The sequence below is a fragment of the Camelimonas lactis genome (assembly GCF_004342915.1).
Taxonomy (GTDB): domain Bacteria; phylum Pseudomonadota; class Alphaproteobacteria; order Rhizobiales; family Beijerinckiaceae; genus Camelimonas; species Camelimonas lactis.
In genome coordinates this window covers 97,011-113,464 of the sequence record NZ_SLWL01000012.1, presented here as the reverse complement: position 1 = coordinate 113,464, position 16,454 = coordinate 97,011, and the positions used below count along the sequence as shown (strand labels likewise).

The window sequence follows — 16,454 nt, the reverse complement described above, 5'->3', positions numbered from 1 at the left end:
AGCGGCCCTCGCCCGGTGACCGCGGCTCCGCATGTTTTGGGAAAGCGGCCGGTTTGCGCAATCCTCATTTTTCGGGCCGCCCCGCCCCTTGCGCCCAGGAGACCACGATGCCGATGCTCCAGACCTCCCGCCAGCCGTTTCACGTCGCCATTGACGGCGCTGACGATGCGCCGCCGCTGGTGATGGCGCATCCGCTGGGTGCGGCGCTGACAGTCTGGGAGCCGCAGGCAGCGGAACTCGCGAAGCATTTTCGTGTGATCCGCTATGACGCGCGCGGCCATGGCGCCTCACCTGTTCCGCCGCAGGCCGCCGCAGATGCGGCGCGGGACGGCGTCGGCGCGCTGGGGCGGGACGCGCTCGCCATCATGGACGCGCTGGGGCTGACACAGGCGCACTGGTGCGGCCTGTCAATGGGCGGCATGGCCGGACAATGGTTGCTGGCGCATGCGCCGCAGCGGCTGCGCCGGGTGGTTCTCGCCAATACGGCCGCGGCGACGGGGCCAGCCACCGCATGGGACGAGCGCCTTGCCCTCCTGAAAACCGCTGGCATGGCCGGACTGATCGACGGCGTCATGGCGCGCTGGTTCACCCCAGGCTTTGCGGCGGCGCATCCGGCGACGGTCGCCGGCGTGCGTGAACTGGTGTTGCGCACGACGCCGGAGGGTTACGCCGCCTGCGCCATGGCGTTGGCCGGCATGGACCTGCGGGAGGCAATCAGGGGCGCCGCGCCGCCCACGCTGGTGATCGCCGGATCGCAGGACGCCGGCACGACGCCGGAGGAGGCGCGCTTCATCGCCGGGCAACTGGCCGACGCACGCCTGCTCACCCTGGAGGCGGCGCACCTGTCCAATGTGGAGCAGGCGGCGGCGTTCACCCGGGCGGTCAGCGATTTTCTGCGCGGCTGACGCGCCGCGCAGGTGGCGGCGCGGAGGGTCATGGCGGGGAGCTGGCGGCGCATTAGCCCAGCGCGGACGCGCCCGAGGCCAGCGCCAGCACGCCGGCGCGCCAGGCGCCGGTGAGCATCAGCAAGCCGCATAACACCAGAATGGCGGAGGCGATGACGCCGCCAGCGACGCCGCGGGCGTCGCGGCGCGCCAGGATGGCCGTTAGCGCCCACAGCACGGCGGCGGCGAGCAGGAACGGCAGGGCCTGCGCCAGCACATAGGCGGCCAGTGACGCGGCGCCTCCCTGCCGGGACTGGCCAACCAGCACCTTCGCCAACGCCGGGCCAATGACCGGCGTCCAGTTCAGCCCACAGGCAACGCCAAGCAGCCAGCCCCCCCACAAGCCGCCAGGGCGCGGCAGGTTGGCCCAGGCGGGACCGGGCCGACAGAACGACGCCAGCAGCGACAGGCCGGTGAGCACGATGGCCAGCGCGCCCACCTGACGCAGCACGCCCAGATGCCGCAGCAGCGGCGAGCCGCCAGCCAAAGCTGCGACCAGAACGGCCAGGGCGACGGCGAAACCGAAGGCGAAGGCCACGCACAGCATCAGCGCGCGGCCGCCGGCGCGGCGGGGGCGCCACGGCGGCGGCGCGTCGTGGGCCTCGGCGACGAGATAGGCCAGCAACGGCGCCAGCATCAGCGCCACGCCCGGCTGCAGAAAGCCGCTGAAGCCGCCAGCGATTGCCCTGAATATATCCGTCAGGCCCATGAATGCCCCTTCTGCGCTCGCTGTGGCAAACCCGTGCGGTCGCTGCGCCGTTGGCTGTTTATATGCGAGAATGACGACGCCGCCTGTCAAATCAGCATGGCGCGCTGTCAGACCATCCACAGGGCCGGATATATGGCGGACCCGCCGCAGGTTGCTGTTGTCATGGCGCGCGTGCGGGCTGGATTATGCTGTCCGCGAAGACGGATCACGTTCTGGCGTGGTGAAGCGCAACGGGGAAAGGGCGTCATGAGTCGCAATCTGATCACCGACGTGGCGGGGCTGACGGTCGGCAATGCTTCCGACGCGCGCGTGGCCACCGGCGTCACCGCCGTGGTTTTCGACACGCCAGCGACGGCTTCGGTCGCCGTGCTCGGCGGCGGGCCGGGCGGACGCGAGACTGACCTGCTGTCGCCGGAAATGACGGTGCAGCAGGTGGACGCCATTCTGCTGGGCGGCGGCTCGGCTTTCGGCCTCGCGGCGGCGGATGGGGCAATGATCGAGCTGGCGGCGCGCGGGCGCGGTTTCGCCGTGGGCGACGCCCGCATTCCCATCGTGCCCCAGGCCATCTGCTTCGACATGATGAACGGCGGCGACAAGAACTGGGGCGACGCGCCGCCATATCGCGACCTTGGCCGCCAGGCGGTGGCGTCGGCGGGCGTGGATTTCGCCCTCGGCAGCCATGGCGGCGGCCTCGGCGCCACCACCGCAAATCTCAAGGGCGGCCTCGGCTCGGCCAGCGCCGTTACCGCGAGCGGCCATACGGTGGGGGCGATCGTCGTCGTCAACGCCATCGGCTCGGTGCTGGTCAACGACGGCCCGCATTTCTGGGCGGCGCCGTTCGAGCGTGACGGCGAGTATGGCGGCCTCGGCTGGCCGGCGCAGGTGTCGGCCGCCAACCTGAAAACGCCGCTGAAGGGCGTAGTCGCCAACACCACCATCGCCGTCATCGCCACCGACGCCGTGCTGTCCAAGGCGCAGGCAAGGCGCATGGCCCTGTCGGCGCATGACGGCTTCGCCCGCGCCATCCGCCCGGCGCATACGCCGCTCGACGGCGACATCGTGTTCGGCGCATCCACCGGCCAGCGCACCCTCGGCGATCCGGTGATGGAGCTGACGGAGCTGTGCATATACGCCGCCGACGTGATGGCGCGGGCGGTGGCGCGCGGCGTCCACGCGGCGACCGCCCTGCCCTTCCCGGGCGCCCTGCCAGCGTGGCGCGACCGTTTCGGCGGATAAACGGACGCCGCGTCTTTCGCCGGACGAAGCCTTAACTGAACCGCGTCGCCCGGAACGGGGCCGGATCGACGAACGGGGGCTCGCCGGTGACCATGTCGGCGACGAGGCGACCGGTCACCGGGCCGAGGGTCAGGCCATGGTGGGCGTGGCCGAAGGCGAACCAGAGGTGATGGTGGCGCGGCGCCGGGCCGATGATCGGCAGCATGTCCGGCGTGCACGGCCGGGCGCCCATCCATGATTGCGGCTCCAGCCGCTCGCCCAGCGGGAAGAAATCGCGGGCGATCGGCTCGGCCCTTCCAAGCTGCACCGGCGTGCGCGGCGCGTCGCGCAAGGCGAACTCCGCGCCGGTGGTCAGACGTATCCCCTGACGCATGGGCGCGAGAAAATAGCCGCGCTCCACATCGAGCACCGGATGGTTGAGCCGGGCCTCCCCCGCCGGGCGATAGTGCATGTGATAACCGCGCTTCACGGCCAGCGGCAGATTGTAGCCGAGCGCGCGGGTCAGCACCTCCGCCCACGGTCCCAGCGCCACCACCGCGTCGCGGGCGGTGACCGGACCGCCCGGGGCCTGCACCCGCCAGCCGGCGCCGTGGGGGGCGAGCGAGCCGGCGTTGGCCTGAACGAAACGGGCGCCATGCCGCTCGGCCAGGCGCATGTAGGCGAGCACCAGGGCGTGGGGGTCGGTCACGGTCCAGGGGTCAGTCCAGTGCAGGGCGCCGGCGAGGCCCGGAACCAGAAACGGTTCGGCTTCGGCCAGGGCCTCCGGCGTCAGCGTGCGGTAGTTGACGCCGAATTCGCCGCGCCAGCGTTCGGCCTCGGCGAACTGCTGGTCGCGCGCCCGCTCGCTGCGGAAAGCCTTGATCCAGCCGTTGCCGCGCAGCAGGTCGCGGGAGCCGGCGGCGTCCGCCATGGCGAGGTGCTCCTCGACGCAATGGGCGATCAGCGTGACGTACTGACGGGCGATGGCGTCGTGGGACTTCACCTGTGAATGCCGCCAGTAGCGGTAAAGGAAAGGCGCGATGGTCAGCAGGGCTGACAGGTGATAATGGGCGTCGATGGTCCGGTTCATGCCGTAGCGCAGCAGCGCGCCAAAATCATGTGGGAAGCCATAAGGGTAAACGCCCTCACGCTGGATCAGGCCGGCATTGCCGTAGGAGGTTTCCTCGCCCGGCGCGCGCCGGTCGATAATGACGACGGACTTGCCGCGCATGGCGAGGCTGGCGGCGACGCAGACGCCAATAATGCCGGCGCCGAGCACCAGCACGTCGGCCTCGCCCTGCTCACCCCCGGCTCCCACCGCCCCACCTGTCGCCAGCCCCCCTGTGTCGATCGTCATCGGCCGTTCCCGTGTTCAGGCAAAATTCACTCAACCAGAAACAGAAGCCTGTTTCGCGCATATACATTGGGGTTTCCCAGCGGAGCGCGATGTCTGCTCCGCCGCAAAACGCGCGCACGGTCCTGCCTGGCTGCTCCATCGGGGAAGCATACCCTGCCAGCGAGAGAATGCCGCCATGCATAATGCGGCTGGCGGCGAAGCCCCGAAGATTCTAGACCGCATGCAGCGGGAAACACCGGGCGCCGCGCCGGCCGGCTGACGGACGCCGCGCCGCGCGTTCATATCTGCGCCGGCGGCAAACCCGCGCGGACGGGAGCCTCACCCTTCATGAAACTGTTGCTGGCCATCAACAGCCTCCTTGCCCTGATCGGCCGCTTTGGCGCCCCGGGCTTCGTTGTCGCGGTGATTTTCGGCCTTGCCTTTCCGCAACTGGCGCAACTGTTTCGCCCACTGCTGGCGCCCGTGCAGTTCGTCTTTCTCGCCATCATGTTCGCGCGCACCGATTTCCGGCCGATCGCCGCCATGGCCCGGCGTCCGGCGCAACTGGCCTACGCGTGCCTGTGGCTGATTGTCGTTCCCCTTGTGGTGACGTTCGCGGTGATCCTCGCCATGCGGGCCGCGCCCGTCGATCCGGGCCTCATCCTCGGCCTCGCCATCATGGCGGCGGCGCCGCCGGTGATCTCGGCTCCGGCCATCGCCATGCTGTTCCGCTTCGAGCCGTCACTGATCATTGCCGCCGTGGTGCTGACCACGGCGCTGGCGCCGGTGTTCGCGCCCTTCGCCACGGAAGCGCTGGCCGGCGCGCACATTCCGATGGACGCCCGCGCCCTGGCGCTGCGCCTCGCCCTGCTGATCGGCGGAGGCATGGTCGCCGGCGTGGCGCTGCGGCTCATCTGCGGCTCCGAACGCGTCGCCGGCGCGCGCCAGCAGCTCGATGGGGCCATCGTCATCCTGTTCGCCATTTTCGCCGCCGCCGCCATGGACGGCGTCACCCATATGGCCCTGGCCCAGCCGTGGACCGTGGCCGGCTATCTGGCGTTGGCCTGCGTCATCACCGCCGTTGGCTTTGGCCTGACCCTGGCCGCCCTACGCAATTTCACGCCCACCGACCGGTTTCTGGTGGCCTATGGCTCCGGCCAGCGCAACATGGGCCTGCTGATCGCCGCCATGGGGGCGGCGGTTCCCCAGAAAGCCTATCTGTTCTTCTCGCTGGCGCAGATTCCCATTTTCATCACGCCGCAACTGCTGTCGCCTCTGGCGCGCCGGTTGCAGGCTGGACCGGCCACGGGCGGAGGCTAACCGTCTTCAAACGTTGTCCGCGCGGCCCTGGAGTGGTAGAGCCCGGCGGCAGCTTCATATTTTTTTAATCTCAGGAAGGCGCGCGCCCCATGCGAGCTCCGGTCATCATCGCCCCGTCCATCCTCTCCGCCGATTTCGCCCGGTTCGGTGAGGAAGTCCGCGCCATTGACGAGGCCGGTGCCGACTGGATCCACGTCGACGTCATGGACGGCCATTTCGTGCCGAACATCTCCTTTGGCCCGGACGTGATGAAGGCGCTGCGGCCGTACAGCAGCAAGCTGTTCGACGTGCATTTGATGATCGCCCCGGTCGATCCTTATCTGGAAGCCTTCGCCAAAGCCGGCGCCGACCGCATCAGCGTGCATGTGGAGGCTGGCCCCCACCTGCACCGCTCGCTGCAGGCCATCAACGCGCTGGGCAAGCAGGCCGGCGTGGTGCTGAACCCGGCGACGCCGGTTTCCAGCATCGAGAACGTGCTCGACCTGATCGACATGGTGATGATCATGTCGGTGAACCCGGGCTTCGGCGGCCAGGCGTTCATTCCCCAGGCGGTGACCAAAGTGGCGCAGACGAAGGCGCTGATCGGCGACCGGCCGATCCACATCGAGGTTGACGGCGGCGTCAATCCGGAGACCGCCGCGCCCCTCGCGGCCGCCGGCGCCAACGCCCTGGTGGCCGGCTCCGCCGCCTTCAGGGGCGGCCCGGCCCATTACGCCGGCAACATCGCCGCCATCCGCCGCTCGGCCGAAATCGCCCGCGGCGACATCGTCTGAGTTTTCCATTCGCGGCGTCTCCGGGGCTCCAGGTCCCGGGCTTCCAGCCGGCGCCAGTCCGCAACGTCACATTGCAAGAGCCACGCCCATGATCCCGCGCTACAGTCGCCCTGAAATGGTGTCCATCTGGACGCCGGAGACCCGCTTCCGCATCTGGTTCGAGATCGAGGCGCACGCGACCACGGCGCTGGCAAAGCTGGGCGTGGTGCCGCAGGAGGCCGCCGACAAGGTGTGGGCGGAAGGCGCGAAAGCCGTGTTCGACATCGACCGCATCGACGAGATCGAGCGCGAGACGAAACACGACGTCATCGCCTTCCTGACGCATCTGGCGGAGATCGTCGGCCCGGAAGCGCGCTTCGTGCACCAGGGCATGACCTCGTCGGACGTGCTGGACACCTGCCTGAACGTGCAGCTGGCCCGCGCCGCCGACATCCTGCTGGCCGACATCGACGCCCTGCTCGCCGCCATCCGGCGCCGGGCGTTCGAGTTCAAGATGACGCCCACCATCGGCCGCTCGCACGGCATTCACGCCGAGCCGGTGACCTTTGGCCTGAAGATGGCCCAGGCCTACGCCGAGTTCTCGCGCAACCGCGAGCGCCTCGTCGCGGCGCGCAAGGAGATCGCCACCTGCGCCATCTCGGGCGCCGTCGGCACCTTCGCCAACATCGAGCCGCAGGTTGAGGAATACGTCGCGGAGCAGATGAACCTGAGCGTCGAGCCGGTGTCGACCCAGGTGATTCCGCGCGACCGCCACGCCATGTTCTTCGCCACCCTCGGCGTCATCGCCTCGTCGATCGAGCGCCTGGCCATCGAGGTGCGCCACCTGCAGCGCTCCGAGGTGCTGGAAGCCGAGGAGTTCTTCTCCGAGGGCCAGAAGGGCTCGTCGGCGATGCCGCACAAGCGCAATCCGGTGCTCACCGAGAACCTCACCGGCCTCGCCCGCATGGTGCGCGCCTTCGCCCTGCCGGCGATGGAGAACGTGGCCCTGTGGCACGAGCGCGACATCTCGCACTCCTCGGTGGAGCGCATGATCGGCCCGGACGCCACCATCACCCTGGACTTCGCCCTGGCGCGCCTCACCGGCGTCATCGACAAGCTGCTGGTCTACCCGGAGAACATGCAGAAGAACCTCGACCGCCTCGGCGGTCTGGTGCATTCGCAGCGCGTGCTGCTGGCCCTGACCCAGAAGGGCGCCAGCCGTGAGGACAGCTACCGCCTGGTGCAGCGCAACGCCATGCCGGTGTGGCGCGGCGAAGGCGACTTCCTGACGCTGCTGAAGAATGACCCGGAGGTGAAGAAATACCTCACCGACGCGGAGATCGAGGAGAAGTTCGACCTCGGCTATCACCTGAAGCACGTGGACACCATCTTCCGCCGGGTGTTCGGCGAGGCGTGAGCCCACAGAGCATGCCGGCCTGACGCACGCCCGCCATTTTCGGCGGGCGTTTGCTTTTGGCCGCGGCGCTTGCCACAACAGACAGTCCCTCCCCGGAGCAGAATCCGCTGTTGCTGAACCGGAGTTTTGCTCTGCCTGTCTGATTGAGTGCGCTTTCTTCACGCAACGTGGCCGCCACCTTGCCGGAAAGCGCCCTGGTATGGAGCCGCCCATGAAAGCCGCCGATTGCGACATTCTCATCATTCCCGGCTGGGCCGGCTCCGATGAGGACCACTGGCAGAGCCGGTGGGAGGCGAAGCTGTCCACGGCGCAACGGGTCGAGCAGGATGACTGGCACAAGCCGCACCTGAAGGCATGGACAGAACGCCTGCTCACCGCCGCCACAGGCAAGTCGCGCCCCCAGGTGCTGGTGGCTCACTCGATTGGTTGCATCGTGGTCGCCAACGCGGCGCAGCAACTGGCCTCCGCCACGGCCGCGCCGGGGCACATCGCCGGCGCATGGCTGGTGGCGCCGCCATCGGAACGGGCGGTGCGCGCCATTCCGGGCGTCGATCCGGCGTTCACGCCGTTTCCGCGCCAGCCGCTGCCGTTTCCCACCGTGGTGGTCAGCGCCAGCGACGATCCCTATTGCCCGCAGGAGGAGGCGAAGGCGCTGGCGGAGGCGTGGGACGCCCGCTTTCTCGACGCCGGCGAGGCCGGCCACATCAACACCTCCAGCGGCCATGGCCCCTGGCCGGACGGCACGCTGCGTTTCGCCACCTTCCTGCGCGATCTGAAATAGGGCGGCCGACGATCAGACAGCATGCAGCGCGGGGGGAAATATAGCGTGGCGGCATGACTGCCGGCGCCGTCATGCCGCGCGTTACCGAATGGGGCATGACGCCGTCCCACGCGTACAAGAAGATACATACTCCCGAAACGACAGCGAGGCATATTGAAAGATCCGCATCACCATGCGCGGATAACGGGAATTATTACTTAATTAAATCAATAATATACAAGGAAACGAAATGAATATTCCATTTAAACCTGTCATGGCGTCGCTCTTATTCATCGCCGGCGTCCTGGGTTCAACGGCAGCGCCAGCCCAGGCCGCAACGGCCGAAAACCACTGCAGCACCGTCATGTGCAAGGTCCAGGCCAAGGAGAAATGTTACGGGCGAACCGGCAGCAACTACAGGAAGTGCGTCGAGGCTGAATACAACGCCTGTATGAGCCGCTGCCTCGGCGGCCAGGGCTGATGATGGCGCGCCCGGGACGCACAGCCGGCGTTCCGGGCGGCGCGACCACAACGGCGCCCGTCGAACACGCCAGACATTCTCAACCCCGGCGCTACCAAAACGCGGCCTACGGTCTATACAAGGGGCACGACCTACAATTTGCCATGCGACCGGAACGGGCAACCCTTGCGTATTCTTTCCCTGCTTCGCCCTGACGCCTTCACCCTTTTGCTTGTCGGGACGGTGGTTCTCGCATCGCTTCTGCCCGTTACAGGCGCAGCGGTTCACTGGTTCACCCTGCTGACCAATGTCGCGATCGGCCTGCTGTTCTTCCTGCACGGCGCCAAGCTGTCGCGCGAAGCGGTGATGGAGGGCCTGACCCACTGGCGGCTGCACCTCACCGTGCTGGCGCTGACCTACGTGTTGTTCCCCGTGCTGGGCCTCGCCATGAACTGGTCGCTCGGCGCGCTGGTCAATCCGATGCTGGCGCTGGGGCTGCTGTATCTGTGCCTGCTGCCCTCCACGGTGCAGTCGTCGATCGCCTTCACCTCCATCGCCGGCGGCAATGTGGCGGCTGCGGTGTGCAGCGCCTCCGCCTCCAATATTCTTGGCGTGTTCCTGACGCCGCTGCTGGTGGCGATGTTCATGAACCTGAACGGCGGCGTCTCGTGGGGCGCGATTGTCGGCATCGTCTGCCAGATCCTGCTGCCGTTCGTCGCCGGACAGCTGCTGCGCCCATGGGTCGGCGGCTTTATCGCCAGGCACAGGCCGCTGACCCTGACGGTCGACCGGGGCTCGATCCTGATGGTGGTGTATCTGGCGTTCAGCGAAGCGGTGTCGCATGGCCTGTGGTCGCTGCTTGGCCCGCGCGACTTCATCATGCTGACGGTGATTTGCTGCGCTCTGCTCGCCGTCGTGCTGGCCTTTTCCATCTGGCTGGCGCGCTGGCTGGGCTTCTCCCGGGCGGACGAGATCGCCATCGTCTTCTGTGGCTCAAAGAAAACCCTCGCCTCCGGCCTGCCCATGGCCAGCGTCCTGTTTCCGGCCGCCAGCGTCGGCATTATCGTGCTGCCGCTCATGCTGTTCCACCAGATCCAGCTGATGGTCTGCGCGGTGATGGCCCGCCGCTACGCCGACAGCGCCCCGGCGGAAACCGGCGATGGCGCGGCTGGCGAGGGGATTTGACGGCCCCATGACCGTCTGGCGGCGCATGACCGCGATTTCGCGCGTTGCGGCCGCACGCTCCCGAAATCGCGTCAGACGCCCGCAGCGCCATTCTGCGCCAAACGCTTCGCAGTGAATGGGCTGAGGTTATTCTCATAGTACATTGAGCAGGCGCCCGAATGGAAAACGCCAGAGGTCATTCGTATTCACCGAAACCCCTGGAACACGCCGGCAGGCGCCAGAATTCAGCTCCTCTTTGACAGGATCTGAATGCAATGCCCGAGATCGACCCCACCACCGATTGTTTCATAGGCCCCGGCCAATCCTTCATTGCCTTCTGGCATGACTCCGGCGGCTGGCCTGTGCTGACGGTGCACGTCGACAGGGGCTCGTTTCCGAACCTCCAGGCAATGCTCGGAATCTATAACGACGGGCCTCTGCGCCACATGACGCCTGTTTCCGACCCCAGCAAAAAGCCCGCCGTGGAGTTGCTCTCCCCCAGAGGGGATAGCGTCACGTATGCTTTCGATATGGTGGAGATGACGAACGGGGCGCATGTCATCGCCTACCGGAAAGCCGACCGCGCCATCGCGAAGCTGGATCTGCGAAAGGCAGACTATCTCCGTGAAAATGAGACTGTCCCCTTCAGCAGTCTGAAGCCGGATATCACGGATCGCCTGGGGCAACTGGCCGAGCGCCAGACAACCGCCAGCGCAGGCATGATCCGGCGAGGCGGTCCCGCCGGGGTGGACAGGACTGGCGAACACCTGGTGCAACCCTTCCACGTCCTCCATCCCAGGGCGTCCACGTCGGGAGCCCCCGCAATGGCCGCCGACCCGGTCGGGTCCCTGCCGCGTCACGCCGCCCCGGGCTCTTCCAGGGTGAGGTGCAAGGATGAAGTCATGGATGGGCTAAGGGACACGGGGCTGATGTAGAGCGCCCCCCGTCAGCCTGCTCCACATCGCCGCGCCGGTTCTAAAATCTGGCGTTTTATTTGCCGGCAGGCGCATCCATTTGCTGCTTCCCGTCTCTCTGGCGAGACATCTCGAAGGTCAGCCCCCTCACGGCCAGCATTGAACAGGAGCATACCTCTGCCAGACTTACCAGGGCAAGCAAGGAGGTAACCATGGAAGGGGACAACTGGCGCAGCTGGTTTTAGCCTGAGCAACATGCGCGACACCCTCTTCCTAGTGGACAGCGATAGTAAGGAGATGCGGCTGATCCTGCAATCCATAGCACCGCACCCACCCGCGGCCTTAACGTGGCAGGCTCCATCCATCAATTACGGGATCATTGACCTTAACAACTTCCCCAACATCGTTAAGAAGACGGATGGCCGCCGTCTCACCGAAATCGAGCTTCGCCTCTACGGACGTCCATCCACCCTCGACTTCGTCCGCCGGTATCTGACTCTCCGAATGCCCGATACGAAAATCATATCGCGCGAGCCGAATGCAGAACAGGCGCTCAAGCCGGAAGATTTCAAAGGCATATCATCCGGCGAAACGTTTCCTCTCGACGCCCTTCCGCAAACAGCCAGAGCCAAAATCAGGAGCCTTGATCAAAGGAAGCTCCACCGGTTTGATGCCAAGGAATCTTTCCCCGCGGAACCCTCCCTGCCCGCGTCCGCTGCGCCCCCCGCAAAAAGAGGCCGCATTGAAAGAGACGCTGAATCGCCTGAGGCCTCCGCCGTGGGCGCCGCCGCTGACGACGCATATGCGAGGGGATATGCGGAAGGCCTCAGGTTCATACGCAATATTGCTCGCTCTTTTTGACCAGACATGAGGTCCTGGCGTCAGCAAAAAAGCCGCCCCAGGGGGCGGCTTTCGTATTCTGGCTGCCAGCCCCGGCGAACCGGAGCGGAAGCGGATCAGCGCGAGTAGAACTCGACCACCAGGTTCGGCTCCATCTGCACCGGGTACGGCACGTCGGAGAGGGTCGGAACGCGGGTGTAGGTGGCGGTCATCTTGCCGTGGTCGACGTCGATGTAGTCCGGCACGTCACGCTCGGCGAGCTGCGACGCCACGACGACGATCTCCAGCTGCTTCGACGCTTCCTTGACCTCGATGACGTCGCCAGGACGCACGCGGTAGGACGGAATGTTGACGCGGCGGCCGTTCACCTTGACGTGGCCGTGGTTCACGAACTGACGGGCCGCGAACACGGTCGGGACGAACTTGGCGCGGTACACCACCGCGTCCAGACGACGCTCGAGCAGGCCGATCAGGTTTTCAGCGGAGTCACCCTTCAGACGGATGGCTTCCTTGTAGATCTTGACGAACTGCTTCTCGGTGATGTTGCCGTAATAGCCCTTCAGCTTCTGCTTGGCGCGCAGCTGGGTGCCGAAGTCAGAAATCTTGCCCTTGCGGCGCTGGCCGTGCTGGCCGGGGCCGTATTCGCGGCGGTTCACCGGAGACTTCGGACGTCCCCAGATGTTCTGACCCATACGGCGGTCAATTTTATGCTTGGAAGCAAGCCTCTTCGACATGTCGCAATCCCTTCGCGCCGGCCCCTTCGCAATCAGGAGCCGCGCAAGACAAAAACCAGGGACGCGCCCTCCTCTGCCCGTTGGGGCCGACAGATCCGGTGCGGGAAGAACCGCAGGGACCACGGGAGCGCCAGGACGCCGGGACGAAACTTCACGCCCACCCGGCGACCGGTTAAAAAGCCACGCGGGCCCAGATGGACCCGCGCGACGTCGCCCCAGATACAGGGTGATGGCGGCCCTGTCAAACCACAGCCATGGCCGCGTCGGCGCCGCCTGTGGTCAGCCGGTCCGCGCCGGCGTCAGACGCGCGCCCGCGCTGGCGACCGGCGCGATGTGAATTTGCCGCAGGCCGAATTCCCCGAGCGCCGCCCGCAAGGCCGGATTGAGCCTGACGCCGCCCGTCAGCACCATCTGCGCCGGTTCGGCGCCCTGCGTCGCCGCAACGTCAAACCCGGACTTGCCCAGCAGATCGACCGTGCGACGGGCGATGGCCGGCGCCGGATCGACCCAGTCGACAGGCCACGGGGCCAGCGCCTGGAAACGCTCCAGCAACAGGGGATAATGCGTGCAGGCCAGCACCACGGCGTCGGTGCGCCGCGCGCCATCGGCGCTGACGTTGAAACACGGCGCCAGTTCGGCCCGGATATCGTCGTCGGCGATCGCCTCCCCCGCCATCGCCTGTTCGGCCAGGGAGGCCAGACGGCGTGAGCCGACCAGCGCCACGGCGCAATCGCCAGCCCAGGCGCGCACCAGATCGCGGGTATAGTCGCGCGCCACCGTGCCTGGCGTCGCCAGCACCGAGATCATGCGGCTACGCGACGCCGTCGCGGCGGGCTTGATGGCCGGCACCGTGCCGACGAAGGGCATCGCATGGCGGGCGCGCAGGTGCGGCAGCACCAGGGTGGAGGCGGTGTGGCAGGCGATGACGACGATGTCCGGCCGCCAGCGGGCGATCTGCGCATCCAGGACGTCATTGACGCGGGCGACCAGCGCTTCCGGCGTCAGCGCGCCGTAAGGAAACACCGCGTCGTCCGCCACATAGACAAAATGAGCGGCGGGCGCGGCCCGGACGATCTCGCGATAGACCGTAAGCCCGCCCAATCCTGAGTCGAACACCAGCACAACCGGCCCGGACATGCCCGTCTCCTGTGACCCTGGCGCCAGCGCAATGGCGCGCGCCCCCAACTTTAAGACCGTCTGGGTTAACTTTGCCTCACCAGGCCCATCAACGGGCGCCCTGGGAAACCTCCTGGCCGTCCTTGCGAACCACCGGCTTCGGCGTCTCGACGCTCAGGCGCCGCAGCGGCCAGCCGTCGCTCCACAACCCCATATCATACAGCCGTGGATCGCGCTTCAGGGTCATGGCGTCGCCGCCCGCCGTCACCGTGTCCATCGCCAGGTCAAATATCTTCCAGATGGCGTAATTGCCCGCGCCCACCGTGCGCCCCTCGAAACCGGCGAGGCCCCGGCGCTCCTCATAGCCGACGCGCCACAGGGCGGCGTGGCGCTTGCGCTGCTCCTCGCGCTGCTGGCGCGCCTCCTGGGGCGTCAGCTTCGGCGCGCCTTCCGCCGCCTTGCCGGCGGCCGGCTTGCCGCCAGCAGCGGCGGGCGCCGTCGCTGCTGGCGCGGCGCCCGGGATTTTGGCCAGGTCCCAGTCCTCATTGGGCGCGACGGCCGCATGGTGGCTGTAAAACACCGCCGGCAGGCCGTGATTGTCAGAGCCGGCTTTGGCGATCAGCCGGTGATCCTGGCCCAGATGGCCGGCGGCGGTCAGAATCTGGCGGGCGCCGCGATCGCCAGCCACGGAATCGCGGTCGCCGACCAGCATGATGGCGACCGTTTTTGCCGGCATTGACGCAAGATTGGCCAGCGGCGGCGCGTAAATTTTCTCGGCCCCGCCACGCGCCGGCATGGCGCCAAACAGCAGGCGGGCGGGCGGCAACTCATCCCGGCCCGACAGGGCGGCGAGGTTGGCGGCGATGACTGCGCCGCCAGAATGACCAAGGAAGCTGAGGCTGCTGACATCCGCCTTGACGTCCGGCATGGCGGCGATGCCGGCCAACGCGGCGCGCACGCCCTTCAGGGCCTCGCCGGTCATCTCGTCATAGGGAACGGCGCCGATGGTTTCCTCATACAGCGGATAGATCACCACATTGCCGCGCCGCGCCAGATGCTCCAGCCAGGCGCCGTACCAGGATGGGGAGATGGCGCCAGGCGCGTGGAGAAACACCACCACCGGGCGCGGCTTGGTCGCTGCGCCCCTGGGGAAGAAAGCCAGGGCGCGGCCATTGCCTTCGCCAAAAACCTTTTTTTCGATATCCGTGGCGGCGATCGCGTAATCCGAGCCGCCGGGCCCGGTTTTCGGCTGGCCTGGCGCGCCCATGGCGTGAACGGGCGCGCTGGCCAGCGGGGCCGCGACAACCACCGCCGCGAGGCCAGCGGCCAGCAGCGCCCGGCGGGAAAGCCCCATCGCGCAAAGGAAAAACGGCGCGACGCGGCGGACAGCCAGTTGCGCCGGCGCGGCGGCGTTGCGGAGCAAAACGGCCAGTGTTGCGGTCATCGCGGCGGCATCCATCTGTTTTCCGTGCGGACAATTGTCGATCGAACAGAACTGGAGCCATGCTCCAATTCCCTGATTTGTAACATTTTCCCGTGCGAACTGGAGTCCCGGGCGTCTCCTGCGAACCTGGCGCGCAGAAAATGTCCGGCCCGTTGCACGGGCGCATCTGCTTCACGGGAAGCGGCGGCGGCTTTCCTCAAGGTTGCCGGCGTCCGCTTCAGGCCCGCATGGGCCACCGGCGCTGACCGGGCCGCCAGCCGCTCAGGCCGGGGGCGCCCCATTCGTTTCGCTATCGGCGGCGGCGCCGCGCAACGCCTTTGGCGGGCGCACGCCGCGCCGGCCATTGACCAGCGCCGCGATGGCGCCGCGCAGGGTGCGCACGTCCTGCTCGGTCATGGTGAGGCGGTGGAAGATGTTCAACATGTTGCGGGTCATGACCGGCCGTTTTTCGGGCGGCGCGAAGAAGCCGACATGATCAAGCTCCTGCTTCAGGAACTCGAAAAACGACAGCACGGATTCCCGCCGCGCCGGCGGCGATTTCGGCAAGGCGGGCGCCGGCGCGGCCATGTGCGCCGTGCGGAACCATTCGTAGCCGACCAGCAACACCGACTGGGCGAGGTTGAGCGAGGCAAAGCCAGGATTGACCGGAAAGGTAATGATGGTGTCGGCGAGCCCGACCTCGTCGTTTTCCAGGCCACTACGCTCCGGGCCAAAAACAATGGCGACCGTTTCCTGCGCGGCCATGGCGGCCGTCGTGCGCGCGGCGGCCACGTCGGCGCCGATCACATCCTTGGCCTGCCCCCGCTCGCGGGCCGTGCAGGCATAGACGTGGTTGCAGTCAGCGACAGCGGACGCCAGATCGGGAAACAGCTGCGCATTCTCCAGCACGTGCACGGCGCCGGAGGCGGCGGCGAAAGCATCTTCCTGCGGCCAGCCGTCGCGCGGGGCGACCAGCCGCATCCGGCCAAGGCCGAAATTGGCCATGGCGCGGGCGGCCATGCCGATGTTCTGCCCCAGCTGGGGCCGCACCAGAATGATGACGGGGCCGCCCTCGATCAGGGGGCGGGTGTGATCTGTGCCAGCCATCGGCCTTCCAACTTTGCCTGCAACTTCGCCGGGGCAAACCGGCGTCTTTCAGGGCCAGCAGCGGAACTGGAGCCCGTCCGCCCCCGAGCCGGTTGCGTCACGCCCTTCCCGCCTGCCCCTGAGGCGCCCACACAGACAGCGGCCGCCGCTTTCGTGCGGGCCGTGGCCATATCGTCGTGAAACGTCCCGCCATGTGCAACAGACCGCGCCCGGGGCGCAACCCGCGTTCTGCGCGACCCGGAC

The 16,454-nt window shown here is 67.4% G+C and carries 16 protein-coding genes; 10 read left to right on the top strand and 6 right to left on the bottom strand.

From position 1 onward, the window contains the following. Positions 1-107: 107 nt before the first annotated feature. Entirely contained in the window at positions 108-905 is a 798-nt protein-coding gene (gene pcaD, locus EV666_RS13635; RefSeq protein WP_165910021.1) for a 3-oxoadipate enol-lactonase, read from the top strand. A 52-nt stretch (positions 906-957) separates the two neighbouring features. On the opposite strand, the gene EV666_RS13630 is transcribed toward pcaD, so the two are convergent. Then, positions 958-1,653, bottom strand: coding sequence for a cytochrome c biogenesis protein CcdA (locus EV666_RS13630; RefSeq protein WP_132009012.1), 696 nt, complete (start codon positions 1,651-1,653; stop codon positions 958-960). Positions 1,654-1,899: 246 nt separating this feature from the next. On the opposite strand from EV666_RS13630, the gene EV666_RS13625 reads away from it, so the two are divergent. Further along, positions 1,900-2,889, top strand: coding sequence for a P1 family peptidase (locus tag EV666_RS13625; RefSeq protein ID WP_132009009.1), 990 nt, complete (start codon positions 1,900-1,902; stop codon positions 2,887-2,889). A gap of 31 nt (positions 2,890-2,920) precedes the next feature. Here the strand turns inward: EV666_RS13625 and EV666_RS13620 are convergent, their stop codons facing one another. Beyond that, on the bottom strand, positions 2,921-4,225 hold the full coding sequence (locus EV666_RS13620; protein ID WP_132009006.1) for an NAD(P)/FAD-dependent oxidoreductase: 1,305 nt from the start codon (positions 4,223-4,225) through the stop codon (positions 2,921-2,923). Positions 4,226-4,552: 327 nt separating this feature from the next. On the opposite strand from EV666_RS13620, the gene EV666_RS13615 reads away from it, so the two are divergent. From EV666_RS13615 to EV666_RS13580, 8 genes are all read left to right on the top strand, one after another. Then, entirely contained in the window at positions 4,553-5,524 is a 972-nt protein-coding gene (locus tag EV666_RS13615) for a hypothetical protein (RefSeq protein WP_132009003.1), read from the top strand. A gap of 89 nt (positions 5,525-5,613) precedes the next feature. Continuing rightward, positions 5,614-6,297, top strand: a complete 684-nt coding sequence (gene rpe / locus EV666_RS13610) for a ribulose-phosphate 3-epimerase (protein WP_132009000.1) — start codon at positions 5,614-5,616, stop codon at positions 6,295-6,297. Positions 6,298-6,385: 88 nt separating this feature from the next. Continuing rightward, positions 6,386-7,693 carry an adenylosuccinate lyase gene (gene purB / locus EV666_RS13605; RefSeq protein ID WP_132008997.1) on the top strand — a complete coding sequence of 436 codons (1,308 nt, stop codon included), beginning with the start codon at positions 6,386-6,388 and terminating at the stop codon, positions 7,691-7,693. Between the two features lie 211 nt (positions 7,694-7,904). After that, complete coding sequence (locus EV666_RS13600) at positions 7,905-8,474, top strand: RBBP9/YdeN family alpha/beta hydrolase (protein WP_132008994.1); 570 nt, start codon at positions 7,905-7,907, stop codon at positions 8,472-8,474. A 229-nt stretch (positions 8,475-8,703) separates the two neighbouring features. Then, positions 8,704-8,934, top strand: coding sequence for a hypothetical protein (locus tag EV666_RS13595; protein WP_132008991.1), 231 nt, complete (start codon positions 8,704-8,706; stop codon positions 8,932-8,934). 165 nt (positions 8,935-9,099) lie between these two features. After that, positions 9,100-10,098 carry a bile acid:sodium symporter family protein gene (locus tag EV666_RS13590; RefSeq protein ID WP_132008988.1) on the top strand — a complete coding sequence of 333 codons (999 nt, stop codon included), beginning with the start codon at positions 9,100-9,102 and terminating at the stop codon, positions 10,096-10,098. Between the two features lie 254 nt (positions 10,099-10,352). Beyond that, on the top strand, positions 10,353-11,012 hold the full coding sequence (locus tag EV666_RS13585) for a hypothetical protein (RefSeq protein WP_132008985.1): 660 nt from the start codon (positions 10,353-10,355) through the stop codon (positions 11,010-11,012). A gap of 234 nt (positions 11,013-11,246) precedes the next feature. Beyond that, on the top strand, positions 11,247-11,852 hold the full coding sequence (locus EV666_RS13580) for a hypothetical protein (protein WP_132008982.1): 606 nt from the start codon (positions 11,247-11,249) through the stop codon (positions 11,850-11,852). Between the two features lie 95 nt (positions 11,853-11,947). On the opposite strand, the gene rpsD is transcribed toward EV666_RS13580, so the two are convergent. The 4 genes from rpsD to EV666_RS13560 all read right to left on the bottom strand — a co-directional run bounded on the left by rpsD (position 11,948) and on the right by EV666_RS13560 (position 16,211). Continuing rightward, complete coding sequence (gene rpsD / locus EV666_RS13575) at positions 11,948-12,565, bottom strand: 30S ribosomal protein S4 (RefSeq protein ID WP_132008979.1); 618 nt, start codon at positions 12,563-12,565, stop codon at positions 11,948-11,950. Between the two features lie 279 nt (positions 12,566-12,844). Further along, on the bottom strand, positions 12,845-13,702 hold the full coding sequence (gene murI, locus EV666_RS13570) for a glutamate racemase (protein WP_132008976.1): 858 nt from the start codon (positions 13,700-13,702) through the stop codon (positions 12,845-12,847). Positions 13,703-13,790: 88 nt separating this feature from the next. Next, positions 13,791-15,125, bottom strand: coding sequence for an alpha/beta fold hydrolase (locus EV666_RS13565; protein WP_165910020.1), 1,335 nt, complete (start codon positions 15,123-15,125; stop codon positions 13,791-13,793). Between the two features lie 261 nt (positions 15,126-15,386). Beyond that, on the bottom strand, positions 15,387-16,211 hold the full coding sequence (locus EV666_RS13560; protein ID WP_132008970.1) for an RNA methyltransferase: 825 nt from the start codon (positions 16,209-16,211) through the stop codon (positions 15,387-15,389). Positions 16,212-16,454: the final 243 nt, after the last annotated feature.

Excerpts from the sequence above, each read along its gene's own strand:
- pcaD (WP_165910021.1), top strand. The coding sequence starts at position 108 with ATGCCGATGCTCCAGACCTCCCGCCAGCCGTTTCACGTCGCCATTGAC.
- EV666_RS13630 (WP_132009012.1), bottom strand. The coding sequence starts at position 1,653 with ATGGGCCTGACGGATATATTCAGGGCAATCGCTGGCGGCTTCAGCGGC.
- EV666_RS13625 (WP_132009009.1), top strand. The coding sequence starts at position 1,900 with ATGAGTCGCAATCTGATCACCGACGTGGCGGGGCTGACGGTCGGCAAT.
- EV666_RS13620 (WP_132009006.1), bottom strand. The coding sequence starts at position 4,225 with ATGACGATCGACACAGGGGGGCTGGCGACAGGTGGGGCGGTGGGAGCC.
- EV666_RS13615 (WP_132009003.1), top strand. The coding sequence starts at position 4,553 with ATGAAACTGTTGCTGGCCATCAACAGCCTCCTTGCCCTGATCGGCCGC.
- rpe (WP_132009000.1), top strand. The coding sequence starts at position 5,614 with ATGCGAGCTCCGGTCATCATCGCCCCGTCCATCCTCTCCGCCGATTTC.
- purB (WP_132008997.1), top strand. The coding sequence starts at position 6,386 with ATGATCCCGCGCTACAGTCGCCCTGAAATGGTGTCCATCTGGACGCCG.
- EV666_RS13600 (WP_132008994.1), top strand. The coding sequence starts at position 7,905 with ATGAAAGCCGCCGATTGCGACATTCTCATCATTCCCGGCTGGGCCGGC.
- EV666_RS13595 (WP_132008991.1), top strand. The coding sequence starts at position 8,704 with ATGAATATTCCATTTAAACCTGTCATGGCGTCGCTCTTATTCATCGCC.
- EV666_RS13585 (WP_132008985.1), top strand. The coding sequence starts at position 10,353 with ATGCCCGAGATCGACCCCACCACCGATTGTTTCATAGGCCCCGGCCAA.
- EV666_RS13580 (WP_132008982.1), top strand. The coding sequence starts at position 11,247 with ATGCGCGACACCCTCTTCCTAGTGGACAGCGATAGTAAGGAGATGCGG.
- rpsD (WP_132008979.1), bottom strand. The coding sequence starts at position 12,565 with ATGTCGAAGAGGCTTGCTTCCAAGCATAAAATTGACCGCCGTATGGGT.
- murI (WP_132008976.1), bottom strand. The coding sequence starts at position 13,702 with ATGTCCGGGCCGGTTGTGCTGGTGTTCGACTCAGGATTGGGCGGGCTT.
- EV666_RS13565 (WP_165910020.1), bottom strand. The coding sequence starts at position 15,125 with ATGACCGCAACACTGGCCGTTTTGCTCCGCAACGCCGCCGCGCCGGCG.
- EV666_RS13560 (WP_132008970.1), bottom strand. The coding sequence starts at position 16,211 with ATGGCTGGCACAGATCACACCCGCCCCCTGATCGAGGGCGGCCCCGTC.